The organism is Streptomyces echinatus (assembly GCF_014203595.1).
In the GTDB taxonomy this organism is placed as follows: Bacteria; Actinomycetota; Actinomycetes; order Streptomycetales; family Streptomycetaceae; genus Streptomyces; species Streptomyces echinatus.
This window is the reverse complement of the sequence record NZ_JACHJK010000024.1, coordinates 1-21,673: the sequence shown is the minus strand read 5'-3', so window position 1 is coordinate 21,673 and position 21,673 is coordinate 1. Positions and strand designations below refer to the sequence as shown.

At 68.8% G+C, this 21,673-nt stretch carries 33 protein-coding genes; 26 read left to right on the top strand and 7 right to left on the bottom strand.

Annotated features, from left to right (window positions below):
- The 22 genes from FHS34_RS38560 (at position 1) to FHS34_RS38455 (ending at position 17,070) form a co-directional block, all read left to right on the top strand.
- Complete coding sequence (locus tag FHS34_RS38560) at positions 1-612, top strand: hypothetical protein (protein ID WP_184974475.1); 612 nt, start codon at positions 1-3, stop codon at positions 610-612.
- Complete coding sequence (locus tag FHS34_RS38555) at positions 612-950, top strand: hypothetical protein (protein WP_184974472.1); 339 nt, start codon at positions 612-614, stop codon at positions 948-950. The genes FHS34_RS38560 and FHS34_RS38555 overlap by 1 nt, the downstream gene beginning before the upstream one ends.
- Positions 950-1,327: a hypothetical protein gene (locus FHS34_RS38550; protein WP_184974469.1), complete on the top strand. Its 378-nt coding sequence runs from the start codon at positions 950-952 to the stop codon at positions 1,325-1,327. The genes FHS34_RS38555 and FHS34_RS38550 overlap by 1 nt, the downstream gene beginning before the upstream one ends.
- Positions 1,327-1,530, top strand: a complete 204-nt coding sequence (locus tag FHS34_RS38545; RefSeq protein WP_184974465.1) for a hypothetical protein — start codon at positions 1,327-1,329, stop codon at positions 1,528-1,530. Before FHS34_RS38550 ends, FHS34_RS38545 begins: the two co-directional genes overlap by 1 nt.
- Positions 1,527-1,949: a hypothetical protein gene (locus FHS34_RS38540; protein ID WP_184974463.1), complete on the top strand. Its 423-nt coding sequence runs from the start codon at positions 1,527-1,529 to the stop codon at positions 1,947-1,949. Before FHS34_RS38545 ends, FHS34_RS38540 begins: the two co-directional genes overlap by 4 nt.
- 84 nt (positions 1,950-2,033) lie before the next feature.
- Complete coding sequence (locus FHS34_RS38535) at positions 2,034-2,594, top strand: phage tail tube protein (RefSeq protein WP_184974460.1); 561 nt, start codon at positions 2,034-2,036, stop codon at positions 2,592-2,594.
- A 74-nt stretch (positions 2,595-2,668) separates the two neighbouring features.
- Positions 2,669-3,001: a hypothetical protein gene (locus tag FHS34_RS38530; protein ID WP_184974457.1), complete on the top strand. Its 333-nt coding sequence runs from the start codon at positions 2,669-2,671 to the stop codon at positions 2,999-3,001.
- The gene (locus FHS34_RS38525) at positions 2,944-3,417 is read left to right on the top strand and encodes a hypothetical protein (protein WP_184974455.1); all 474 of its coding nucleotides are present in this window, start codon (positions 2,944-2,946) and stop codon (positions 3,415-3,417) included. Before FHS34_RS38530 ends, FHS34_RS38525 begins: the two co-directional genes overlap by 58 nt.
- A 12-nt stretch (positions 3,418-3,429) precedes the next feature.
- Entirely contained in the window at positions 3,430-7,977 is a 4,548-nt protein-coding gene (locus tag FHS34_RS43935; protein ID WP_184974453.1) for a transglycosylase SLT domain-containing protein, read from the top strand.
- 13 nt (positions 7,978-7,990) lie between these two features.
- Entirely contained in the window at positions 7,991-10,222 is a 2,232-nt protein-coding gene (locus tag FHS34_RS38515; RefSeq protein WP_184974450.1) for a hypothetical protein, read from the top strand.
- A 3-nt stretch (positions 10,223-10,225) separates the two neighbouring features.
- Entirely contained in the window at positions 10,226-11,317 is a 1,092-nt protein-coding gene (locus FHS34_RS38510) for a DUF5047 domain-containing protein (protein ID WP_184974448.1), read from the top strand.
- Positions 11,314-11,928, top strand: coding sequence for a hypothetical protein (locus FHS34_RS38505; RefSeq protein WP_184974445.1), 615 nt, complete (start codon positions 11,314-11,316; stop codon positions 11,926-11,928). The genes FHS34_RS38510 and FHS34_RS38505 overlap by 4 nt, the downstream gene beginning before the upstream one ends.
- 9 nt (positions 11,929-11,937) lie before the next feature.
- Entirely contained in the window at positions 11,938-12,612 is a 675-nt protein-coding gene (locus FHS34_RS38500; RefSeq protein ID WP_184974443.1) for a hypothetical protein, read from the top strand.
- A 66-nt stretch (positions 12,613-12,678) separates the two neighbouring features.
- Entirely contained in the window at positions 12,679-13,596 is a 918-nt protein-coding gene (locus FHS34_RS38495; protein ID WP_184974441.1) for an N-acetylmuramoyl-L-alanine amidase, read from the top strand.
- Between the two features lie 53 nt (positions 13,597-13,649).
- Positions 13,650-13,901 (top strand): hypothetical protein, encoded by a 252-nt coding sequence (locus FHS34_RS38490; RefSeq protein WP_184974439.1) that lies wholly within the window; start codon positions 13,650-13,652, stop codon positions 13,899-13,901.
- 21 nt (positions 13,902-13,922) lie between these two features.
- On the top strand, positions 13,923-14,279 hold the full coding sequence (locus FHS34_RS38485; protein WP_184974437.1) for a hypothetical protein: 357 nt from the start codon (positions 13,923-13,925) through the stop codon (positions 14,277-14,279).
- A 33-nt stretch (positions 14,280-14,312) separates the two neighbouring features.
- Positions 14,313-14,723, top strand: a complete 411-nt coding sequence (locus FHS34_RS38480; RefSeq protein WP_184974435.1) for a hypothetical protein — start codon at positions 14,313-14,315, stop codon at positions 14,721-14,723.
- Positions 14,720-15,079: a hypothetical protein gene (locus FHS34_RS38475; RefSeq protein ID WP_184974433.1), complete on the top strand. Its 360-nt coding sequence runs from the start codon at positions 14,720-14,722 to the stop codon at positions 15,077-15,079. The genes FHS34_RS38480 and FHS34_RS38475 overlap by 4 nt, the downstream gene beginning before the upstream one ends.
- Position 15,080: 1 nt before the next feature.
- The gene (locus tag FHS34_RS38470; RefSeq protein ID WP_184974431.1) at positions 15,081-15,236 is read left to right on the top strand and encodes a hypothetical protein; all 156 of its coding nucleotides are present in this window, start codon (positions 15,081-15,083) and stop codon (positions 15,234-15,236) included.
- Between the two features lie 57 nt (positions 15,237-15,293).
- Positions 15,294-16,013 carry a zinc metalloprotease gene (locus FHS34_RS38465; protein WP_184974429.1) on the top strand — a complete coding sequence of 240 codons (720 nt, stop codon included), beginning with the start codon at positions 15,294-15,296 and terminating at the stop codon, positions 16,011-16,013.
- A 266-nt stretch (positions 16,014-16,279) separates the two neighbouring features.
- Positions 16,280-16,861, top strand: coding sequence for a recombinase family protein (locus FHS34_RS38460; protein WP_184974427.1), 582 nt, complete (start codon positions 16,280-16,282; stop codon positions 16,859-16,861).
- Positions 16,858-17,070 carry a hypothetical protein gene (locus FHS34_RS38455; protein ID WP_184974425.1) on the top strand — a complete coding sequence of 71 codons (213 nt, stop codon included), beginning with the start codon at positions 16,858-16,860 and terminating at the stop codon, positions 17,068-17,070. The genes FHS34_RS38460 and FHS34_RS38455 overlap by 4 nt, the downstream gene beginning before the upstream one ends.
- 348 nt (positions 17,071-17,418) lie before the next feature.
- Here FHS34_RS38455 and FHS34_RS38450 read toward each other — a convergent pair whose 3' ends face one another.
- Both FHS34_RS38450 and FHS34_RS38445 read right to left on the bottom strand, forming a co-directional pair.
- A complete protein-coding gene (locus tag FHS34_RS38450) occupies positions 17,419-17,625 on the bottom strand; it encodes a hypothetical protein (RefSeq protein WP_184974423.1) in 207 nt (68 codons plus the stop codon).
- Positions 17,626-17,695: 70 nt separating this feature from the next.
- Entirely contained in the window at positions 17,696-18,034 is a 339-nt protein-coding gene (locus FHS34_RS38445; RefSeq protein WP_184974421.1) for a DUF6233 domain-containing protein, read from the bottom strand.
- A gap of 45 nt (positions 18,035-18,079) precedes the next feature.
- Here FHS34_RS38445 and FHS34_RS38440 point away from each other — a divergent pair, with 45 nt between their 5' ends.
- Genes FHS34_RS38440 through FHS34_RS43630 form a run of 3 tightly spaced genes read left to right on the top strand, consistent with a single transcriptional unit; the run spans position 18,080 to position 18,679 of the window.
- Positions 18,080-18,337: a hypothetical protein gene (locus tag FHS34_RS38440; protein WP_184974418.1), complete on the top strand. Its 258-nt coding sequence runs from the start codon at positions 18,080-18,082 to the stop codon at positions 18,335-18,337.
- Positions 18,330-18,533 (top strand): hypothetical protein, encoded by a 204-nt coding sequence (locus tag FHS34_RS38435; RefSeq protein WP_184974416.1) that lies wholly within the window; start codon positions 18,330-18,332, stop codon positions 18,531-18,533. The genes FHS34_RS38440 and FHS34_RS38435 overlap by 8 nt, the downstream gene beginning before the upstream one ends.
- A gap of 20 nt (positions 18,534-18,553) precedes the next feature.
- Positions 18,554-18,679: a hypothetical protein gene (locus FHS34_RS43630; protein ID WP_263978473.1), complete on the top strand. Its 126-nt coding sequence runs from the start codon at positions 18,554-18,556 to the stop codon at positions 18,677-18,679.
- An 87-nt stretch (positions 18,680-18,766) separates the two neighbouring features.
- Here the strand turns inward: FHS34_RS43630 and FHS34_RS44290 are convergent, their stop codons facing one another.
- On the bottom strand, positions 18,767-19,384 hold the full coding sequence (locus FHS34_RS44290) for an HNH endonuclease (RefSeq protein WP_221510014.1): 618 nt from the start codon (positions 19,382-19,384) through the stop codon (positions 18,767-18,769).
- A complete protein-coding gene (locus FHS34_RS38430; RefSeq protein WP_086702268.1) occupies positions 19,377-19,580 on the bottom strand; it encodes a hypothetical protein in 204 nt (67 codons plus the stop codon). Before FHS34_RS38430 ends, FHS34_RS44290 begins: the two co-directional genes overlap by 8 nt.
- Positions 19,581-19,699: 119 nt before the next feature.
- On the opposite strand from FHS34_RS38430, the gene FHS34_RS38425 reads away from it, so the two are divergent.
- Positions 19,700-19,888: a hypothetical protein gene (locus FHS34_RS38425; RefSeq protein WP_184974414.1), complete on the top strand. Its 189-nt coding sequence runs from the start codon at positions 19,700-19,702 to the stop codon at positions 19,886-19,888.
- A gap of 52 nt (positions 19,889-19,940) precedes the next feature.
- On the opposite strand, the gene FHS34_RS38420 is transcribed toward FHS34_RS38425, so the two are convergent.
- The 3 genes from FHS34_RS38420 to FHS34_RS38410 all read right to left on the bottom strand — a co-directional run bounded on the left by FHS34_RS38420 (position 19,941) and on the right by FHS34_RS38410 (position 21,133).
- Positions 19,941-20,120 carry a hypothetical protein gene (locus FHS34_RS38420; protein WP_184974412.1) on the bottom strand — a complete coding sequence of 60 codons (180 nt, stop codon included), beginning with the start codon at positions 20,118-20,120 and terminating at the stop codon, positions 19,941-19,943.
- Positions 20,121-20,154: 34 nt separating this feature from the next.
- Positions 20,155-20,397, bottom strand: coding sequence for a GntR family transcriptional regulator (locus tag FHS34_RS42050; protein ID WP_225817755.1), 243 nt, complete (start codon positions 20,395-20,397; stop codon positions 20,155-20,157).
- Between the two features lie 496 nt (positions 20,398-20,893).
- Positions 20,894-21,133, bottom strand: a complete 240-nt coding sequence (locus FHS34_RS38410) for a helix-turn-helix domain-containing protein (RefSeq protein ID WP_225817754.1) — start codon at positions 21,131-21,133, stop codon at positions 20,894-20,896.
- Positions 21,134-21,673 lie beyond the last annotated feature (540 nt).

Here is a 21,673-nt window from a genome sequence, read left to right as displayed (position 1 = left end):
GTGGCTGTGCTTCCTTCGCTGGCGACGGTGGCCGACCTCGCCGCCCTGCTCGGCCGCACGTTCACGACCGAGCAGGAGCAGCAGGCGCAGGCCCTGCTGGACCAGGCGTCCAGCGTGGTCCGCGCCTACGTCCGGCAGGACATCACCCGGGCGACGACGACGGACACGTTCACGATGCGCCGCGCGGACCCGGTGTTGCACCGTTGCAGCGGGATGGTGACGTTGCCGCAGCGTCCGGTCGTCGACATCACCGAGGTGAAGATCGGCGACGTGGTGTCGGCGGACTGGTGGCAGGACGGCAGCGATCTCCTCGTCCGCGGCTGGACGTGGGGCCTGCCTCCTGCCGCGCACCGGCCGCCGCAGGTGACGGTCACTTACACGCACGGGTGGGACCCGGTCCCCGGGGAGATCCAGGCGATTGTGATGCAGGCCGCGAACCGGGTCATCGTCAACCCGTCCGGGATCCGGTCGGAGACGGTGGGCGGCGAGTCCGTCACCTATCTGATCCCGGCGGTCGGTGAGTACCTGGGCGTGTTGCTGTCGAAGACGGAGCAGCGCGTCCTGGACCGGTACCGGCGCACTGCGGGCAGCGTGCAGTTGCGGAGCCGCTGATGCTGTACCTGCAGAGCATCGTCATCGTCCGGCCCGGCACCACCGGGGACGAGTACGGCAACGAGCAGGAGGACTGGGGTGACGGGGCGACCCGCATTCCGGTGTCCGGGGTGAATGTGCAGCCGGCCGGCGGGTCGACGGAGGACACGGACGACAAGCAGGTCACCGTCACTGGGTGGCGGCTGTACACGCCGCGCGGCATGGACATCGATCTGCGGGAGACGGACCGCATTGAGGCGTGGGGGACGACGATGCAGGTCATCGGCAAGGTGGCCCGCTGGCCCGCGCCGGGCGGGGGAGTCCACCACGTGGAGGCGGATCTGAGGGAGGTGGCCTGATGGCCCGCGCGACCTTCCGGTTCGTGCCCAATCCGCGCATGTATGACGAGCTGGCCCGGTCCTCGCAGATGCGGGACGCCTTGATGGATGCCGCGGACCGTGGCGCCGATGTGGCCCGCGCCATCGCCCCGTCCTACACGGGCCCCACCTATGACCCGACGGTGGAGCGGCACGGCGAGTACCGCAACAGCATCTACTCGGCCGCGGCGATGCGGCCGAACGGCTGGCGAGCCGAGTTCGGGGCAACCGCGGCCTGGTGGGGGCAGGTCGAGTTCGGCTCGGGCCGCCCGGCCACATCCCGGGACCGCCCCCAGGCGGGCTGGTCTCCGAAGACGCGCACGCTCGGGCGTGCCCTGGACGCACTGAGGAGTGCCTGATGCGTATCAAGCTCGCCTCCTGGTACGGGGACAAGGCCCCCGGCGAGGAGATCGACGTCGACGAGGTCACCGCGAAGGCTCTGCGCCGGGACGGGCTCGTCGCCGAGCCGGTCGAGGAGACGGCGCAGGAGGAGCAGGCGCCGTCGAAGACGGTGGAGGAACCCGCTCAGCCGGAGCCGGAGACGGGCCGGAAGAAGCGGTGAGCGGCAGCCTGCCGACAGAGGCAATGCCGGACGTCGAGCAGGTTGTCGCCGCCATCCTCAAGGCCAGCCTGCCCGCTGGCACGAGCGTGGGTACCGAGTGGCCGGCGAACCTGGCGTCCAAGCTGGCCGGCGGCGTGGTCTCCGTGACCCTCGGCGGCGGCGGCTCCCGGCTCAAGGCCGTGACCGCGGACCGCACCATCGACATCGACATCCTCGGTGCTACGAAGAAGCAGGCTTTCACCCTTGCTGCCGACGTCTCCGCCCGGCTCATCGCCGCGCAAGGAACGGCGCAGCCGGGCGCCCGCATCTACGGCGTGGACGAGACCAGCCTGATCTGGCTGCCGTACCAGGCCTCGGCCGAGACGGACACCATCCCGCGGTACGTGCTCGTGATGAGCATGGTGGTCCGCCCCGCATAGCACGACCCAACCCGCACCTGTACCTGACCATTTCACCCGTCGGCGTCTGGCCGTGCGGGTCCTCGCTATGCCTGGAGGCATCCCGTGGCTCTCGACGCTGACAACGTGCGCGTTGGCCTGAACGGAAACGTCTACATCGCCCCGAAGGGGACCACCGCCCCGAGTGACCTGGATTCGGCCTGGCCGGCGGGCTGGGTGGATCTCGGTTACCTGTCCGACGACGGTGTGGAGCTGAGCTACAGCACGGACACCGAGGACGTGAACGCGTGGCAGTCCCTGTCCCCGGTCCGGAAGATCCTCACCGGTGTGGACATGACGCTCGGGTTCACCTGCATCGAGTTGAAGACCAGCACGGTGACGCTCTACTTCCCGTCCGCCACGATGACGGACGTCACGACCGGCGTGCACAAGCTGGCCATCCCGGCCGCTCCGGACCCGGACGAGCGGGCGATCGGCCTGGAGTGGACGGACGGCGACATCGTCAACCGGCTCATCGTCTCCCGGGGTGAGGTCACCAACCGAGACTCGATCACGCTGGCCCGGTCGGGCGCCGTGTCCCTGCCGATGACCGTCTCGGCCTACGCCGACGCCGCCCCTGAGATCGCGGTGTGGCTGTCCAACGACCCGGCCTGGGCCGCGGCGTAACCCTTCTCCCCGGCAGGCACGCACGCGGGTCGTCGCCTGCCGGGGTTCAACCCGCGAACCCGCTAGGAGAACCCATGGCCACCAGCAAGCCGGCGGGGACGGAAGTCGTCTCCCTCGATTCCCTCGCCAAGCAGCGCCGCGACGCACTGCCGCAGCCGACCACCTACGAGCTGCACGATGTCACCTTCACGCTGCCGCCGATGCGCCTGCTGCCGTTCGAGCTGCAGGAGCGCGTCGGCGACCTGAACAACGTGCCTGGCGTGCTGCGGGACGTCCTCGGCGCTGAGAAGCTCCGCGAGATGTACGAGGCTGGGTTCACGTTCCTCGACATCGAGCTGATCGCCCAGGAGTGGCAGAAGCGGTCCGGGCTGGAGCCGGGGGAATCACCGGCCTCCGCCGCTTCCTGACGGAGTACGGGGAGGCCGTCGAGTGGGACGTCGCCCGCTACTGGCCCGGCCGCTCGCTGCTGGAGCTGTATCGCGGGGAGATGTCGTGGCGTGAGCTGCGCGTCTTCCTGCGGTACCTGCCGCAGGACTCGGCGACCGCGCGGGCGGTGCGCGGGGCGTCGCCTGAGCAAGAGGCGTGGACGCTGGACCGGCATCTGCTGGCGGCTCTGATCGACGCGCAGCGTGAAAACACCTTCGCCATGGTCAAGCTGCACGGCGACCCGAAGAAGACGAGCCGTCTGCGCCCACCGGATCCGATCCCGCGACCGGGCGTGGAGCAGCGCACCAAGAGCAACGTCATCCGCTTCGGAGGCAAGCACGGCTCCGGAGCGCGACAGCTGGCAGGGCTGTTCGGGAGGCCCGCCGCGAACCAGTGATGGGGGTGCGCGGTGGCCGCTGGTGGTGTTCTCGTCGGGCGCGGATACGTCTCGATCCGCCCGGAGTTCGAGGGCGACTGGTCCCGCTCCGTCAACGCCCGCGCGTCCAGCGCCGGCCGCAGCGGGGCGGGCGCCTTCTCCAAGGCGTTCGGTGCCGGCCTCAAGGGGCTGGGCGCGCTGGCCGGTGTGGCGATCGGCGCGAACCTGTCGGCTGCTGCTGCCGGTGCCGCGGCTCTCGCGCCCGCGCTCGCTACCGCGGGTGCGGCGGCAGGCGCGCTGAAGCTGGGCCTGTCCGGGGTCGGGGAGGCGTTCAAGCAGGCGTTCGCCGACCACACCGCGGAGGCCAACGCGGCGGCCTCGGCGACCCGCGCGGTGGAGTCGGCACAGCGCGGTCTGACGAAGGCGCAGCAGGGCCTCGCGGACGCGCGCGTGCAGGCGGCCGAGCGCGTCCGCGAGGCTCAGCGTGCCGTCGCGGACGCCGAGCAGAGCCTTGCGCGCACGGTTGAGGAGTCGGCGCAGCGGCAGGCGGACGCGCAGCGGCAGGTCCGTGACGCCGAGCAGGATCTGCGCAGCGCCCAGCAGGACGCCCTGCAAGCGCAGCAGGCCCTGAACGGTGCCCGCGAGGAAGCCACGCGGGCACTGCAGGACATGAACAACAGGCTCGCCGAGTCCAAGCTCGACGAGCGTGAGGCCGCAATCCGGCTGACCGAGGCGCAGAGGGAACTTGCTAAGGCGCGGGCCAATCCGGGCACGACCCCGGAGCAGCTGGCCAAGCTGCAGCTGGCCTACGAGCGGGCCAAGCTCAACCTGAAAGAGCAGCGCACCGAGACCAAGCGCCTTTCCGAGGACACGAAGAAGGCGAACAAGGCCGGCGTCGACGGTTCCGAGCAGGTCAAGAACGCCAAGGACCGCATCTCCGAGGCGAACAAGAACGTCGAGGAGCGCGAGCGTGCGGTCGGCGACGCGCGGGAGGAGGCCCGCCGCACCGCGGTCGACGGGGCCCGGCAGGTCGCTGACGCCCAGCAGCAGGTCGCCGATGCGCAGGCCGGCGTCGTTGAGGCCCGCAAGGACGGCGCGCGGCAGATACGGGACGCCGAGCAGGCCGTCGCCGACGCCGCGCAGGCGGTAGCCGACGCACAGGCCGCGGCTGCGGCGCAGACGTCCAAGCTGGACCAGGCGATGGCCAAGCTGTCGCCGAACGCCCGGTCTTTCGTGGGTGCGGTGCAAGCTCTCGCGCCTGCGTGGGATCACATGCGCCTGTCGGTGCAGAACGCTCTCTTCCAGGGCCTGGATGGCACCGTGCGCACCCTCGCGGGGGCGACGCTCCCGGTGCTGCAGAAGCGGCTGACGGAGACCGGCGGCATCTGGAACAGCATCGGCAAGTCCGCGGCCGGCGCCCTCACCGACATGGGCAAGTCGGGGATGCTCGACAAGATCCTCAAGGGTGCCAACGACAACCTGCGCGTCTTCAAGGACACCCCACGCCAGCTTATTACGGCGTTCGGCCAGCTGACGGTCGCGGCCCAGCCCGCCTTCAACGGGCTGATGCAGCACTTCGCTGACGCCATCAAGCACTTCACCGACGGCATTGCGAAGTCGTTCGCCTCCGGCGGTCTCAAGGAGGCCATCGATACGGCGTTCAAGATCCTGGAGAGCTTCGGCACCCTGCTGGGCAACGCGCTCGGCGTCGTCGTGCAGATCTTTAAGGCCGCCTCCGATGCGGGCGGTCAGATCATCGGCGTGCTCGGAAGCGTCTTCGGCGAGCTGAAGAAAATCCTCGCCTCGCCGGAGATGCAGGCCAGCCTGCGGCAGCTGTTCGGCAGCGTCGCGCAGATCGTCGGCGCCATCGTCCCCGTGATCGGGGCAGTGGTGAAAGCGGCCGTCCCCCTGATTACGGCACTCGTCGGATTCGTTGCCCAACTCGCGCAGGCCCTCGGGCCGGTCCTGCAGCAGTTGGCGACGGCGCTCGGCGCAGCCCTGATGCCGATCATTCAGGCGCTCGGCCCGGTCCTGGTGACGGTCGGTACTGCGATCATCCAGATCGTCGAGTCGGTGATCCCGCTGCTGCAGCCGATCGCCGACCTGATCGCCGCTGTCATCAACGCGCTGGCGCCCGCCCTAACGCCGGTGATCGACGTGGTGACCGGCCTGGTCAAGGTGCTGGTCGGCCCGCTCACCGATGTGGTGCGGGCGATCACTCCTGCGCTGGTGATGGTCGGCGACGTCATCGCCGCCGTCTTCCAGGCGCTGGAGCCTTTCCTCGCACCGCTCGTTGATCTCCTCGGGCAGGTTGCCGGGCTGATTGCGACTGTGTTTGCGTCGGCGCTCACCGAGCTTCTGGGTGCGCTGGAGCCGCTGATCCCGGTCGGCATGCAGCTGATCACCACGGTGCTCGATGCGCTCACTCCGATCCTGCCGACCCTGGGCGATGCGTTCACTGTGATCGCTGAGGCCCTGCTGGCGATCATCGGCCCGCTCGGGGACGTGTGGGCATCGCTGGCTCAGCAGCTCGCCCCGATCCTCTCGGACATCGCCCCGATCCTCGGCGAGTTCGCCGGGCTGATCGCGACGACGCTGGCGGAGGCTCTGCCGCCGCTGGCCGAGGCCCTGCTCACTCTCGTGGATGCCTTCATCCCGCTGTTCCCGGTGATCTCTGAGATCGCCGGGATGCTGCTGGAGATGGGCACGGACGTCCTGATGCAGCTGCTGCCGTCGCTGCTGCAGCTGGCCGAGGCCGGTGTGCAGCTCGCTCTGGCGCTGCTGCCGATCGTGCCGCCGCTGGCCGAGCTGGTGGCGCTAGTCGTGACCTTGGCCATCAACGTGCTCAGTTGGTTGATGCCCCCCCTCTTGGACCTCGTGAGCCTGATGGCAAACGGGCTGGCAGGCGGAATCACGACGGTGCTTGACTGGCTTACGACGTTCGTCAACTTCGTCCGCGACGTGGTCGGGCCGATCATCCAAGGGCTCGCTCTGATCGTGGACGGCGCCGTCAAGTTGATGGTCGACATCTTTCAGTGGTTCTACGACGTGCTGATCGGGCACAGCATCCTGCCGGACATAGTGGCCTACATCGCGGGCCCATTCGCAGCAGTGTTTCATTGGCTGAACGACAAGGTGATCCAGCCGGTTTGGCGGGGCATCCGGGGCACCATCAAATGGTCCTGGGACAACATCATCAAGCCCACGTTCACCGCGATCCGGCTGGGCATCACGGGCGTCGCCGACATCAACAAGTGGCTGCGCGACAAGGTCATCGTCCCGGTGTGGAGCGGGATCAGCGGCGCCATCAACGGCGTGTGGCGGAAGGGCATCAAGCCCGCTTTCGACGCGCTGAAGACCGCCGTCGGGCGCGTGGCCACCGCGTTCTCCGACGCGAAGGATGCCATCGGCAAGGCCTGGGACCGGATCAAGGGCCTGACGAAGGCGCCCATAAACTGGGTGATCAGGGTCGTGTGGAACGAGGGCATCGTCTCCGTCTGGAAGAAGATCGCGGGCTGGATCCCGGGCGTCCCGGACCTGAAGACTCTGCCGCTGCTCGCACAGGGCGGCACCGTCCCGGCCCGACCCGGCGTGTTCAACCGGCCCACGGCCATCGTCGGTGAGGGCCGGCCGCAGCATCCCGAGTTCGTCATCCCCACCGATCCCCGCTACCGGGCCCGCGCCCTGTCGCTGTGGGAGCAGGCCGGCGGCCAGCTCATGGCCGACGGCGGCATCCTCGGCAAGCTGAAGGACTTCGGCGGGAAGATCGGCGGCAAGATCGGGGGGTTCTTCTCCTCGGCCACCGCGTTCCTGCGGGATCCGGCCAAGGCGATCCGCAGCCTCGTCGGCAAGCTCATCAAGCCGCTGGACAGCATCAAGGACACCGCGTTCGGGAAGCTGGCCATCGGCATCCCGAAGAGCCTCGTCAAGGGCCTCGTCGATCTGGTCACCTTCAGCGGAGACGGTGGGGGAGGGGGTGGCGGATCGATCGGCGGGACGATCCCGTCGGGCCGGCGCCGCAGCATCATCAGCCAGGCACTGGCCGCCGCGCACGTCCCGCCGCCGGGTGCTGTCGGGCAGTGGCTCGCCGGTATGAACACGTTGATCTCGCGCGAGTCCGGCTGGAACCCGAACGCGATCAACCGGTGGGACATCAACGCCCAGAACGGCATCCCCTCACAGGGCCTGGCCCAGGTGATCCCGCCGACGTTCGCCTCCAACCACGTACCAGGAACGTCGTGGAACATCCTCGACCCGGTCGCCAACGTGGCCGCCGCCGTCCGCTACATCACCCGGCGGTACGGCAACATCACCAACGTCCAGCAGGCCAACGCCAACCGGCCCCCGGCCGGCTACGACGCGGGCGGCTGGCTGCCACCCGGGGTGACGACGGCGGTGAACCTCACCGGCAAGCCCGAGGCCATCCTGACGAGCGGGCAGTGGCAGACAATGACGGCCGCCGCCGACCGGTCACCGGTCGTCGTCGAGGTCCACACTCGCGACAAGGCGCTCGCCGGCTTCATCGACATCCGAGTCCAGGACCACCAGCAGCAGCTGGTGCAGGTGCTGAACGCGAGCTGAGGAGGTTCCCCGTATGACGATCCCCGGGAACTACCTCAGCGAAGCCACCTCGTCCATGGATCCGGTGGTGACGGGCTGGACGCCTCAGCTCAACTGCACCATCAGCAAGGGCAGCGGGGGCCGGGTCGGTGACGGCGTGCTCGCCGTGAAGAGCAAGGCTGCCGGGGAGATGCAGGCACGTCTCCTCGGCTCCGTCCTCGTCACCGCCGGCACCCTGTACTACGCGTTCGCGGACGCGTCCGGGGGGACCGTGCCCGAGCGCATCGGGATCCGCTGGCTGAACAACGCTGGCACTGTCCTCGGCACCACATGGTCGCTGACCACGATGGCCGCCTCGACCACCTGGCACCGGATCAGCGTGGCCGGGACGGCACCGACCGGGACCACGCGGGCGCAGGTCATCCTGTCGTCCACCCCGGCCGCCGCCAACGTCTACTCCTACTACGAGAACGTGTACTTCGGGCTGCCGATCAGGTCGTTCGGCAACCTCTTTCCGTTCAGTGTGGAGTCGACCGAGGTCGATGCATCCGGCTGGGCAGCCGAGGTCAACGCCACCATTTCCCGGCAGGTGCCCGCCCAGGGCTGGCCCGTGGACTGGTACTACGCCGGCGGCCACACCCTGGCGATGACCGTCACGGCCGGGGGTAACGCGGCGGTCGCAGCCGTCGACCGGCCCACGGTGACGCCCGGCGTCGAGTACCTGGCCTATGCCTACCTGCAGCCGCCCGTATTGTCGGCTCAGGCGTGGCTGGAGCTGCGGTTCTACGACGCCAACAACAACCAGATCCAGGCCACTCGCGCATACCTGGCGCCGGTGAGCACCGGCATGCACCGCCAGCTGCTGACGGCGACCGCTCCCGCGGCTGCCGTCACGTGCGGCGTTGCGGCCGGCCTGGATGGCGCGTCCGCCGGGCAGGTGCTGCGCCTGGAGACTATCGTCGTCAAGACCGCTCCCGCGATCATGGCGGGCACGGTCATTCCGTACACCAACGGCAGCTTCGAGCAGGACACCGGCGGGTGGACGGTGCCGACCGGCGTGGCGACACTGGCCCGGTCCACGCCGTGGGGGGCGGCTGCTTACTACGGCAGCTACTCGCTCGCGGTGTCCTCCGCGACGGCCACCTCGTCGACGATCCGCTCACCAAAGTTCGGCGTGCCGAACGCGCCCGGCCTGAACTGGCGGGCGCAGATCGTCGCGAAGGCGGGCGCCGGCTCGTGGTCGACGGTCGCCGTCAAGGTCCGCTGGTACGACGGCCTGGGGGGTGATCTCGGCGCCAGTACCGGCACCGTGTACTCGCTGCCGGCCGGGGGCTGGTATCAGCTTGTCACCGATGCTGTGGCCCCCGACGGCACTGTGCAGGCCGCCGTCGAGGTGGTCGCGGTAGCGTCCGCGACGTCGAGCGTGATGTACGTGGACGCGGTCGCACTGTGGCAGGTATTGCCGCAGACCGCGGTCGAGGCGGTCGATGCCGACGGCTACATCCAGCTCACCCTCCGCGAGCTGCCGGTAGGCCAGCTGATCACGGTCACCCGGGTGGCTGCCGATGGATCCCGCACGCTGGTCCGCGGCACGGACGGCCTCATCGAGCAGGACACCATCGCCTCGGACGCCGTCGTCATCGAGGATCATGAGGTGCCGCTCGATTCGCCGGTGTCGTACTACATCCAGCTGTACTCGGCGCCCGGGACGCTCGCATCGACCCGGACTTCCACGGTCGTGGCGCTCACCCTGGCCGACGCCAGCGAGGCGTGGCTGAAGGATCCTGGCAACCCACAGCGCAACCTCCGGGTCTTGGTGGCGCGAGCCCCGGACTGGCAGCGGCCGGTCGAGCAGGCCAGCTACGTCGTCCGCGGCAGACGCAACAAGGTCATACTGAGCGGCCACCGGCAGGGGCTGGAGGGCGACCTCGCCATCTGGACCCGCTCCGACGAGGAGCGCCAGGCCCTGCACCTGCTCCTCGACTCCGGCAATGTCCTGCTGTGGCAGGCGGCCCCGGGCATGGGTGTCGACGACATGTACGTGTCCGTCGCTCAGATCACCGAGGCTCGCATCAGCCCGCTCGCGCAGGAGCAGTGGCGGGCGTGGACGCTGCCGCTGGTGGAGGCCGACATGCCGGTCACGGTCGGTATCGGCGGCGCGCGCGGACGGACCTGGCAAGACGTGCTCACCGAGTTTGCGACCTGGCAGGACGTCCTGACCACCTACGCGACGTGGGAGGACGTGCTCCTCGACCGCCGGAGGTGACGCGTGTACCCGGTATCCGACCGCTTCCTGGACCGGATCGTCGAGTCCCACAGCCCGCTCATCAGTGTCGAGCTGTTCCTCACGGATGGCAGGGTCATCGACCTGGAGATCACGGGCGGCAGCGTGTCGGTAGACCGCTCGCAGGCGATCCGCCGGACCTGCACCGTCACCGTTGCGGATCCCACCCTGATTCCGCGGTCCCCTGTCGATCAGCTCGCCACCTACGGGGCCCGGCTGCGGATCAGCCGCGGCGTCGACTACGGCGACGGCTCGTTCGAGCTGGTGCCGCTCGGACTGTTCCGGCTCGACAGCGTGGACGGCGACATCAACGACGGACCCGTCACCCTCCAGGGCAAAGACCTGTCCGCATGCATCGCGGACGACAAGTTCACCGCCCCATACTCGGCGACCGGCACGGTCACGAATGCTGTGACCGCCCTGATCCAACGGTCCCTGCCGGACGCCTCCGTCATCAGCAGTATCGGCACCGTCACCATTGGCCGCAGAACCTACGACGTCGAGGCGGACCCCTGGGCGGCCTGCCAGGAGATAGCCGCCACCGCGGGCGCCGAGGTGTACGCCACCCCAGACGGCGAGTTCATCATCGCTACCCTGCCCGACATCGCCGTTGCCGCTCCGGTCTGGGAGATCGCCGCCGGGGAGGGCGGCGCCTACATCCAGGCCAGCCGCGGCATGAGCAGCGACGCCGTGTACAACGGGGTCCTTGCCCGCGGGGAAAACACCAGCGACAACATCGCACCGGTCTCCGCCCTGGTCGTCGACGACGACCCCTCCTCGCCGACCTACTGGTCAGGCCCCTACGGGCGACGGCCCTTCTTCTACACCTCAGCCACCCTCACCACCACAGCCGCCTGCCAGAATGCGGCCACGCTGAAGCTCGCCGAACTGCGGGCCCCGAACGCCACGGGTGACTTGTCCTCCCTGCCCAACCCGGCGCTGGAGGCCGGCGACATCCTGCGGGTCGTACACCCGGACGGCACCCCCGAGTTGCACCAGGCCGCATCCTTCACGGTGCCGCTCGACGTCGGCGGGGACTTCCCGATCAGCACCATCTCCGCGAAGGAGGGCGCATGACGACGCCGTCACCGCGCGGGCACCGAGACCTCGCCTGGGCCATCAAGCAGCAGGCCCGCAGGGTGGGGGAGCGGACGCCGACGGTACGCGGCTCCGACTGGCGGCAGGCCGTCGTGCAGACCGTCGGGACCGACGGCACGGTCACGACGACCGACGGGATCGTGGCCCGCCGCCTTCAGAGCTACCCGGGCCCGGCAGCCGGGGACGTCATCATCGTCACGATCTCCAGCTCGGGTAACTGGCTCGCCGCCGGACGGCTGGCCACAGGCGACGGTGGCTGGACCCCGTTCACGCTGGCGTCCGGCTGGACGGCGATCGCCTCCTACAACACGCCCTCCTACAGGCTGTACCCGGACGGCACGGCCGGCCTGTGCGGCATCGGCACGATGTCCGGCGCGATCGCGGCGGGGGTCACCGTTGCCACCTTGCCGGCCGAGGCGACGCCCCTGAAGAACTCCCGCGTCACCGTGAGCGTGGCCCCGGGCTACTTCGGCGTCATGACCGTCACGTCCGGCGGAGCGATCACGCTCACCGACTACAACCCGACGCCATTGGCCACCGGCACCAAGTACGCCCAGTTCGACGCCCTCAGTCGATACCGCCTCGTGTAAGGGAGCAGCATGGCCACCACGGACGACTACGGCCAGGGCGTCAGCATCGCGACCCTCTTCGACGCCCCCAACGCCGAGGCCCTCGCCAAGAACATCGCCAACGCCATCGTGCAGCGGTCGGTGATGCGATTCGCGTCCGCTTCCGCGCGCAGCGCTGCACTGACCGGCCCCAGCGCGCCCGTCGAGGGCATGGTCGCGTGGCTGAAGGACGCCAACCTGCTCACCGTCTACACGGGATCCGCCTGGCTGCCCGTCCCGGGCGGCGCGGCCGTCAGCGACCAGCAGACCGCCAGCTTCGGCACGACCATCACCACCTACGGCACCGGCTCATCGACTGGCAGCTACGCCACCTGCGGCGTCTCCTTCATCGCGCCCCTGTCCGGCCGTGTCCTCATCACCACCGGCGCCCGAGTCGACAACACCTCCGCCACCGCCGGCAGCCTCATTGCCCCTGAGACCCGCGAGGGCAGCAGCATCGGATCCGGCTCCATTGTCGAGGCTGCCCTCGACATCAACGGCTACGGCAGCTACGGCACCGTCTTCATGCGGGCGACCGCCACGCACCTGCTGACCGGCCTCACGCCCGGCGCCAACTACAACACCCGGCTGCTGCACCGCACCAGCCAGTCCGGCACGACGGCGTCCTTCGCACTGCGCGAGCTCATCGTCGCCCCCGCCCCCTGACCCACCCCCGCTCCGCCCGCGCCCCGGACCTGGGCGCCCTTCGCCATGCCCAGAAAGGGGCCTGCCTTGGCCACTCCACCTAGCGCATCCACGTTCGCCGCGCTGCTGCGCGCCGAGGGCGTCTCCGTCGTCGAGGTCGGCGACTGGGAGACCCATAACCGCAACACAAAGGGGCCGTGGGGTCCCGTGAACGGCGTGATGATCCATCACACCGTCACCCGCGGAACCGCCAACACGGTGCAGATCGTGCGCGACGGATACACCGCGCTGCCCGGCCCGCTCTGCCACGGCATGATCGCCAAGGACGGCAAGGTGTACCTCGTGGGCTACGGCCGCGCGAACCATGCCGGCCTCGGCGACCCCGACGTGCTCGCCGCCGTCATCGCCGAGACGAAGCCGCCCACCGACGACGAAGCGTCCGTCGACGGCAACCGGCACTTCTACGGCTTCGAGTGCGAGAACATGGGCGACGACAAGGACCCGTGGCCGCCGGAGCAGATCGAAGCCATCGAGAAGGTGGCTGCCGCGCTCTGCCGCCACCACGGCTGGACGGCCCGTTCCGTTATCCGGCACCTCGACTGGCAGCCCGGCAAGGTCGACCCCCGCGGTCCCGGCATGCAGTGGGACGACGTCCTCGCCGGCATCTCCGCGCGCCTCGGTACCAAGCCACCCACGAAGCCGGCACCGACTCCGTCAAAGCCGACCGTCGACCTGTCCAAGCTGGTTGCCGCCGCCAAGTCCAACCCGTCCGCGGCCGGCCAGCCCGTCACCTACTCGGGCGTCAAGGTGGTCGAGGCGGCCCTGGTCAACGCCGGCTACCTCTCCAAGGCCTACTCGGACGGCCACTACGGCAAGGTCACCGTCGAGGCCTACGCCAAGCTGCAGCGGCACCTCGGCTACAGCGGCTCCGACGCCGACGGCATCCCCGGCAAGGCATCCCTCACTTACCTCGGCGACCGCTACGGCTTCAAGGTCGTTGCGTGAGCGCGTCACGCCCGGCGCCTCCGTCGGACTGGCCCGGCATGGAAATGGTCGGCATGACCAAGCTGACCGATGACATCTGCTTCGGCTGGTTGGCGGAAGAAGGCAACCCAACCTTCTGGCACTGGTGCAGCGCACTAGAAGGCGTTCCCGAGGACCGCAAGGTGTATGGCGGCTGTTGGGTGGCCGCTGGCACGAGCGCGCACACCCTCGTGTCCCGCGAGCCGCTGCACCTCGAACCCTCCCTGTTGTGGCGGTGCTGTGGCACGCACGGCTTCGTCCGCGACGGGGCATGGATCCCCGCCTGACCTGGAAGAAACGAGACCCCAATGAAGATCTTCGGCAGAGAGCCGGTCGTCGTCCTGAACACGCTGTCGGCCGTCCTCGGCCTCATCGTGTCGCTCGGATTCACCGGGCTCACCGCGGACCAGGCCGGCGCGATCGTCGCCGCCGTCTCCGCGATCCTCGGCGCCATCGCCGCCGCCCTGACCCGGCCCGTCGCCCCGCAGGCATTCACCGCGGTCGTCGCAGCCGGCGCCGTCCTCGTCGCCGCATTCGGATACGACGTCAGCCAGGCCACCATCGGCGCCATCAACACGCTCGTCCTCGCCGGGCTCACCCTGCTGACCCGCGCCCAGGTCACGCCGTCCAGTCCCACCGCGCCGACCGGCCCGACGGCGGTCTGAGTGGCGTGCCGTGCGGCCCGGCGGATCCGAACGATGCTGGGCCGCCGCGGCCACTTCCTGCTCATCCTCGGCGTCGGGAAGACGTGCTGGGGCGTCGGGTTTCTCGTGGATCCGCCGGGGCCTGAAGGGCTCCACCTGCTCACGCAGTTCGCCGGGCTGAGGCATTGGGCCTGGCTCTGGATCATCTGCGGCCTCGTGACGACGACCTTTGCCTTCTTCCAGGTCGGCCGCGATTGGGCGGGTTTCATGGCCGCGCTCATTCCCCCCACGGTGTGGGCCATCGCCTACAGCGCCGCAGTCGTCGGCGGCACCTACTCTCGCGGCATCTGGGTCGCGATCTGGTACCTGACCTCACACTGCGGGGTCATCATGTGGGCGGCCACGGTGCCCGAGTACTCGGTCCCCCACGTGCCGAGGCTTGCCCGGAGAGGCAAGGCGCCATGACGTTGTGGGCGGGCATCACAGCTGCGTTCGGAACGCTTGGCATGATCGTCGCCGGGTGGTTCGCCGCGCGAGCCACACGGGAGGCAGCCGCTGCCACGGCCGAGGCCACGCAGGCGGCAGCGCAGGTTCAGGTGGCCCCGGCACAGAGGACCGCTGACCTGTCGGTGCTGCAGGCCACGGTGGAGCGCGTCGACAAGGAGAACGGGGAGCTGCGGACGAAGCAGTCCCGGCTGGAGTCGTTGCTGCGGGCCTTCTCCTGGAGTGCCGATCGCTGGTGCCGGCAGATGACGCGTGCGGGAATCGAGCCCGAGCCGCCACATCCGCTGGTCGAGGAGTACAACCGAACTGGAGTGTGACATGGCAGAACCGCCGCGGCCGGTACAGCCTCGGCCGGATCCCGGCGCCGCCGACATCACGGTGCTCATCGCCATCGGCGAGGCCGAGCCGCCGCCCGTCGCCTCCCCGGAGCCGCCCCCGCCGCCCGTGTATGACGCCGGCGACGTCCCGGCCTGACCGACCACCCGCAGCCCCCGCCAACCCGGCGGGGGCTTTCGCCTTTCCGGAGACCGCATGCGCGCTGCCCGACTCACTCTGCCCGCCATCCTGGCCGCCCTGCTGCTGGCCGTCGCGCCCGGCCAGGCCTCCGCCGCGACACCCGTGTACTCGGGCACCGGCTGGCGGGCGTGGACGGCCAACGGCATCTACAGCCTCGCCCCGGACGGCTACACGATCGTTTTCGCCGACGACACCGCCCGCACCAAGCTCGCCCCGTACTTCAAGACGCCGGCCAACCAGGTCACCACCAGCGTCGGCGTCCCCATCACCGTCACCACCGCCCTCGACGACACCCCGATCAGCAGCTGCCCGTCCCGGCATGCCATCGTCGTCCACTACCTGTACCGGCCCACCGGCAAGGCCGGCGTCAGCAAAGCCCTCGCCTGCCACGACACCGCAGACGACTCCGCGTGGGGCGGGCACCTCCTCATCGACAGCGAGTACTGGACCTCGAGCAACTGGTTCTCCACGAACGCGACCCTGAACGACATCTACCGGAAGAACGTCGTCAGCCACGAACTCGGGCATATCTTCGGCCTCGACCACCCGAACTACGACCGCGACAAGGACGGCACGGTCGAGGACTTCGAGTGCGTGGTCAGTGATGCCGGCTGGCTGCCGGTCGAGTGCGCCCCGAACGGCGGCTACCGGACCAGCACCGGCGCCGGGAAGTTTTTGACGGCCTACGACCTGGCCGGCCTGAAGCAGCTCGCCGCGAACTACTGGCTGAGGTGACCGCCGTGACCCCGATTGAAGACGCAGAGCCTGAGGCCCCCCTGTGGCTGTCCCGCTGGCCGTTCCTCGAACCGCCGCCCTGGCCGCCGGCCGACGACGAAGACTGAACGACGCCCCCTCCTTCGGGAGGGGGCGTTTCGTCATGTCGAGAAACGACCGTCTACGGACGGATCGGCAAGCAACGCCGTTTCTGCAGCACGAAGTTGTCGGAAACTCGTGTCACTAACTATGTAGCGCAAAGGGTTCGGAATCGATACTCTGAGTCCATGAGAATCGGATACGGCCGCGTCTCGACCCGCGACCAGAACCCAGACGCACAGGAGGACGCACTCCGGGACGCCGGCTGCGACCCCGTCTTCGTCGACAAGGCCTCCGGCAAGCTCGCCTCGCGGCCCGAACTCGACAAGGCCCTCATCGCCGCACGTGAAGGCGACGAGCTCGTCATCACCAAGCTCGACCGGCTCGGTCGCTCTCTGAAGAACCTCATCGAGCTCGCCGAGCAGCTGGAGAAGAGGGGTGTCAACCTGGTCGTGCTCGACCAGAGCATCGACACCAGCACCCCGGCCGGTCGCATGTTCTTCCAGATCCTCGGTGCCATCGCCGAGTTCGAGCGCGCTCTCATCGTCGAGCGCACCCAGGACGGCCTCGCCGCCGCCCGGGCGCGAGGCCGGGTCGGCGGCAGGAAGCAGGCACTCAAGCCCCGGCAGGTCCAGCTTGCCCAGGAGATGTACGACGAGCTCGGCGACGACGGCAAGCGCAAGCACACCGTGCAGGACATCGCCGACGAACTCGGCGTCGCCCGCACCACCATCTACAGATACCTGGAAAGGGAGGAATCACGATCATGACGGCCAAGCCCCGCAAGCCCTGGCGCGTGATCCCGACTCAGAACGGGGTCCAGCTCGCCGAAGTCGAGCACACCAGTGAAGCCAAGGCCTTCGAGCACGTCCGCGCGGCCCTTCGCTCTGGCGCCGACACCGCGAAGGTCATGCAGTGGTCTGACGGCAGGTGGTGGCATTTCGAGACGGTGCACGCCGAAGAGATCCCCGACGCCTGACGCCTGAAGCACGACGCCCCGCCCAGGGTAAGTGGGCGGGGCGTCGCTGCGTCAGCATAGGGTGCGGCCTGCCTGCGGGGTACTCCCCACGCCCCCGAGGGGGTCGCTGCGGACGAGGCAGGCCGCCCGGTCACGTTATGCCGCAACTGGCCCGCCTGTCACGGGTCGTGCACCGGATCATTCATTTTCAGCCGACGGCTTCCGCGGTGGCTGGTTCGTGATGCATGGTGTGCATGCGGGTGATCCGACCAACCCCCGGGTGAATGCCCCTCCCTGGGCCCTGCCGACCTGAAAACGGCAGGGCCCGCCGCACCTCCCGGCTCCCCACGGGAGGCCCTGCGGCTGCCCCTACTTGGGCTCTTGCGGCTTTGTCCTCCTCGCCTCGCTCAGGTGGTTGACGCGGGTGAGGCAGGCCCAGGCGCCGGCCAGCAGAAGCAGGCTGATGATGATGTCGCCGACGAGCGTGGGAACGTCCGGGTAGTGCGTGGCGCGCTGGACGCCAGCGAGAGCAAGGCCGCCAAGCAGCACGGCGAACAGCAGCAAGAAGATCTTCATGGTCCCCCCAGGGAGTGTACTGAGGGCGACACCGTAGCGGTCGGCATGCTCGGACGGGGATCCTTCCGCTCTACGCCTCCAGGTAGCCGAGCTCCGAGTCGGGCCGGCAGTGCGGGCAGGCGGCGACTCCCTCGGCGAGGGCCCGTAGCGCAGTGCTCCGGTCGACTCCCTTGCTGCGCTTCCCGGCGTTCCAGCAGCCGCCCTCGTGCACGTACACGGCGGGTGCGTCCCGGTTAAGGCCGAGCTCGAGGACCCAGTCCGGTGCGGGCGGCCGGGCCTGCTCGCCCTGCTGTCGCTCGAGCTGGCGGCGTTCCTCGTCTGCGATCCACCGCCGGGTGCGCTCGAGGTCGGCCTCTTGGACGCGTTCCAGGAAGCGGAGGAGCTCGAGGCGGGACAGTGAATCGTTCACGCGTTCGATAATAGGTGTGTCGGTGACCTCTGCCATCCTGAGGGCATGACCGACCGCGAACAGATGCCCATCGACTGGATCAACTACCTGAAGCAGCGCATGGCCGAGCGTGAGCACGAGATCACGCACAACCTGCTGCAGGTCTCGGACTACCCGCCGTTGCCTGAGTGCCCGGACTGCGATGTGCAGCCCACGCAGATCACCGACCGGACGGCCGATATCGGCGACGATGGCCTGCTCGTCGACTTCACCCCGTGCGGTCACCGCTTCAAGGTCCCGGCGTCCGAGCTGCTGCGTGGCTGACAGCCCCGGCCGCTACCACCTGCTCCTTGAATCCGGCGGCCGGCCGGTGGCGCATGGCTGGTGGGATGACGAGGCGACCGCCCGCCGGAAGCTGATCCGCTGGGTCGGAGAGTTCGGCGCGATGCCCGGCGCCCGCATCACCCTCACCGACGAGGAGAGCGGCGAGCAGTTGACGGAGTGGCCCGAGGACGCCTGAGCGTCTGCCATCCTGGCCGCATGATCCACGAGGAAGAGCCCGCCGCGGCCGAGGAAGAAGACGGCTGGCCCGACGTCTACGGCGAAGCGCCACCCGTCGACGACCACCAGTCGTCGCGCCCCGGCGTTGTCAGTGAGTCCGCCTAAGATGGGTCTACTTCTGTCCGCGCTATCTGGTGCGACAGTTACTCGAATGACGCCCCGCCGGAGTGATGCCCGGCGGGGCGTTGCGTGTCAGGCCTCGGCTGCCATTCGTCGCCTGGCTGTGAATTCGCGCTGGCGGCGCTTGTGGCAGGCGATGCAGACTCGGGCCCCGGTCGTCCGAACTCGCGTGTTCTCCGGCGTGAACTCGTGACCATGCTTGCAGTGAGTCCGGCGGGCGCCTGCTTTCGTGTGCGGTGATCGGCGTCGGTTCTCGCTCTGGGTGACAGCGTCCAGGTGGTGCGGGTTGATGCACCGATGGTGGATGCAGTTGCCGCCGGGACACTCCGGGTCCCGGTTGTGGCACGCGTGGTCGATGACGAGCCCCACGGGTATCTCGCCTTTCAGGAGTGCATAGGCGGCTCGGTGTGCGTAGCCGGCTGCATCCAGGTCCCGCGATACCTGCCCATAGTTGGTGATCGGGTTGACTGGGCCGGTCCAGATGATGCATCCGTTGCGACCTGGGGTGACTCGGCTGAACAGTCGCTCCAGAGCGGGAGCGGGCTGTATGGCCTTGAACCCTCCCGTCTTCTTCAGGGCATACACGTGCCGCTGGTAGCAGTTCCGGCACCGCCCGCGGGTAAGGCTCTGGCGGCGCTCCTCGGACTTCGGCTTGCCGCACTCTATGCAGTTGTCGATTGGTTCAGTCATCCGTCTGCGCCTTCCGCCAGTAGCTGGCTTCGGGGCGTTCGGGCAGTTCGGAGTCGGGTCGCCGGATGTACCAGTCGATGAAGGCCCGGATGACGGCTGCACGCTCGCTGCCTTGGGCTTTGGCGGCGAGGTCGAAGTCGTACCACTCGTCGCCGATGCGCATCTGTCGGGCGGGGGTCTTCGGCTGGTTCGGCATGCGTGAACCGTAGCCGGGTGTAGCTACGACAGCCATTCCTTGATCCTTTCTCGCGGGTACTTGCGGTGTAGCTACACCCAGCCTACGGTGTAGCTACACCAGGATCAAGGAGGCAGAGAGTGGCTCGGTATGAGGTATATGCGGAACCGCAGGGCGATGAAGCGAAGGTCTTTCCGGAGATTGTCGTTGCCGTCAAAGAGGACCAGGCCAGCGCCGTTCGCATGGCGTGGGACCTTCAGATGAAGGCCCACGTCAGCTCATGCCTCTACGGCATCCGTCGTGAGATTCTGCCAGAAGCCGCGGGCTAGTGGCAGGATGGGAATGCCCGCCCTCGTGAGCAAGAGACAGGGGCGGGCATTCTCACGCCGCGGTCGCCATCTCCCCGCGCTCGGCCGCGAGCCACTCGTCCCGCAGCTGCTCGTACCGCTCACGGGTGGGCCCCCACAGCCAGCCGCCCGTCTCCTGCATCAGCGCACGGATCTCCGCCTGCACGACCGCGGCCGGCCTCGGCTGGCCCGGGGGCGGGGGAGTGGTGGACATGGTCACGATCCTAGGCCGCCCATCTGGCAGCGGCCTAGGAGTTCGGCCGGTCCGCTACGAACGTGCCGAGCCCGACCTCGGCGCGCACCAAGCCCTCCGTCTTCAGGTGCGCCAAGACCTTCTGTGCCGTCGATGCTGCGACGCCGAACTCGGTCGACAGCTCCACCACCGAGGGCACCCGCACGCCGACTGGGTAGGTGCCGTCCTCGATGCGGCCCACGATGACGGCCGCGATCTGTCTCCAGATCGGCCGGGTCCGGTCAAGATCAACGCTCACCCTTTGACCGTAGGTAGCCGCAGTACACCGCGCGACCGCAGTACAGTGCGGTAGACCGCAGTAGACCTGCGGAGCAATGCGCCCCCGAGGCCGCAGGCGGGCAGCCTCAGGGGCAGCCGACGATCGGAGCGTCAGCGTGGACGAGCGTAGACCCGACAGCCCCCCGGCGGACCCATCCGTCCGAGCCGACCTGAGCCCGACGCGGCAGGCATACAGCGACTACGTCTCCCATGCCGTCGGCTGCACCGTCTGCCGAAGCGTCGATGGCGAGCCGTGCACGGATGCCGAGGTGCTGTGGGAGGCGTACAAGCTCCTGCGGCGCGGTCGGCCTGCCCCCGAGGTAAGTAACTCGGGCTGATCTTGCCGAGCGGGTAAGCCCTGGCCACGCCATGTGCGGTGCGTCACCGGATGCGTGTAACGGGTCAGATAAATGCGCCTCAGGCCCTTGCGTGAACAGTCAACAAGATGTTGTCTTCCGGTAAACGTTGACGCAAAGTCAGTCGCGAAGGAGGTCGGTGACGTGCACGCCCAGCACTTTTGCGATCTTCAGCAGGGTGCTGACGCGCGCATCGGCGGCGCCGGACTCGACCTCCTGATAGGCGGAGCGGCTCAGGCCGGCGGCGAGGAAGATGCTCTCCTGGGTGCGGTTGTCGCGGAGCCTGCGGACGCGGATGCGGTCGCCGATGGCCTGCCGCTCGCGGCGGAGCCAGGCGTCGTCGTCGGGCAGGGTCGGCACTCGATAAACGCTCTGCCGAAGATGATCACAAGTCAGCCCGGTTTACCGGGCATTATGTGATCTTGAAATCGCCTGGCGCCCTACGGCTGATCTGGCATATGCCGTGAGGCTCGCTGTAGTGTCCATCAATCGAACGCATGTTCACCCGAAGAGGTGAACTGCGGCATCGACCTGCATCGCCGGGCAACCCGGAAGGTCGAAGCATCCAGACGTGCCGGCCCCGTCGCCCAGTGGATTGCCCCCCCGAGGTGACGGGGGCCCGGCACTAGGGCGGCCCCCTGCCCTCCCGGCGACGCAGGAGAGCAGGGGGCCGTCCGACCCCTCTGAAGTGCAACGATGGCTTGATCGTTTAGGGGAGATTTAGGAGATGAGTGTCTGCACCTCTGGCGCGCACCGCCGCGACACTGGCGTAGCACTGGCGGCACGCGGAAGTGTGAGGCCGTGCCCGGCTCCCGCCTCCACCTGGGCTGTTGCTCGTTGCATGCGGGGTCGGAGGGTTGCATGCCAACCCGCCGAGAAGTTCCTGAACTTCATCATCGC

Excerpts from the sequence above, each read along its gene's own strand:
- FHS34_RS38490 (WP_184974439.1), top strand. The coding sequence starts at position 13,650 with ATGACCAAGCTGACCGATGACATCTGCTTCGGCTGGTTGGCGGAAGAA.
- FHS34_RS38555 (WP_184974472.1), top strand. The coding sequence starts at position 612 with ATGCTGTACCTGCAGAGCATCGTCATCGTCCGGCCCGGCACCACCGGG.
- FHS34_RS38515 (WP_184974450.1), top strand. The coding sequence starts at position 7,991 with ATGACGATCCCCGGGAACTACCTCAGCGAAGCCACCTCGTCCATGGAT.
- FHS34_RS44290 (WP_221510014.1), bottom strand. The coding sequence starts at position 19,384 with ATGACTGAACCAATCGACAACTGCATAGAGTGCGGCAAGCCGAAGTCC.
- FHS34_RS38460 (WP_184974427.1), top strand. The coding sequence starts at position 16,280 with ATGAGAATCGGATACGGCCGCGTCTCGACCCGCGACCAGAACCCAGAC.
- FHS34_RS38475 (WP_184974433.1), top strand. The coding sequence starts at position 14,720 with ATGACGTTGTGGGCGGGCATCACAGCTGCGTTCGGAACGCTTGGCATG.
- FHS34_RS43630 (WP_263978473.1), top strand. The coding sequence starts at position 18,554 with ATGATCCACGAGGAAGAGCCCGCCGCGGCCGAGGAAGAAGACGGCTGG.
- FHS34_RS38485 (WP_184974437.1), top strand. The coding sequence starts at position 13,923 with ATGAAGATCTTCGGCAGAGAGCCGGTCGTCGTCCTGAACACGCTGTCG.
- FHS34_RS38530 (WP_184974457.1), top strand. The coding sequence starts at position 2,669 with ATGGCCACCAGCAAGCCGGCGGGGACGGAAGTCGTCTCCCTCGATTCC.
- FHS34_RS38505 (WP_184974445.1), top strand. The coding sequence starts at position 11,314 with ATGACGACGCCGTCACCGCGCGGGCACCGAGACCTCGCCTGGGCCATC.
- FHS34_RS38440 (WP_184974418.1), top strand. The coding sequence starts at position 18,080 with ATGACCGACCGCGAACAGATGCCCATCGACTGGATCAACTACCTGAAG.
- FHS34_RS38480 (WP_184974435.1), top strand. The coding sequence starts at position 14,313 with ATGCTGGGCCGCCGCGGCCACTTCCTGCTCATCCTCGGCGTCGGGAAG.
- FHS34_RS38550 (WP_184974469.1), top strand. The coding sequence starts at position 950 with ATGGCCCGCGCGACCTTCCGGTTCGTGCCCAATCCGCGCATGTATGAC.
- FHS34_RS38465 (WP_184974429.1), top strand. The coding sequence starts at position 15,294 with ATGCGCGCTGCCCGACTCACTCTGCCCGCCATCCTGGCCGCCCTGCTG.
- FHS34_RS38470 (WP_184974431.1), top strand. The coding sequence starts at position 15,081 with ATGGCAGAACCGCCGCGGCCGGTACAGCCTCGGCCGGATCCCGGCGCC.
- FHS34_RS38500 (WP_184974443.1), top strand. The coding sequence starts at position 11,938 with ATGGCCACCACGGACGACTACGGCCAGGGCGTCAGCATCGCGACCCTC.
- FHS34_RS38450 (WP_184974423.1), bottom strand. The coding sequence starts at position 17,625 with ATGAAGATCTTCTTGCTGCTGTTCGCCGTGCTGCTTGGCGGCCTTGCT.
- FHS34_RS38455 (WP_184974425.1), top strand. The coding sequence starts at position 16,858 with ATGACGGCCAAGCCCCGCAAGCCCTGGCGCGTGATCCCGACTCAGAAC.
- FHS34_RS38420 (WP_184974412.1), bottom strand. The coding sequence starts at position 20,120 with ATGTCCACCACTCCCCCGCCCCCGGGCCAGCCGAGGCCGGCCGCGGTC.
- FHS34_RS38545 (WP_184974465.1), top strand. The coding sequence starts at position 1,327 with ATGCGTATCAAGCTCGCCTCCTGGTACGGGGACAAGGCCCCCGGCGAG.
- FHS34_RS38430 (WP_086702268.1), bottom strand. The coding sequence starts at position 19,580 with ATGCCGAACCAGCCGAAGACCCCCGCCCGACAGATGCGCATCGGCGAC.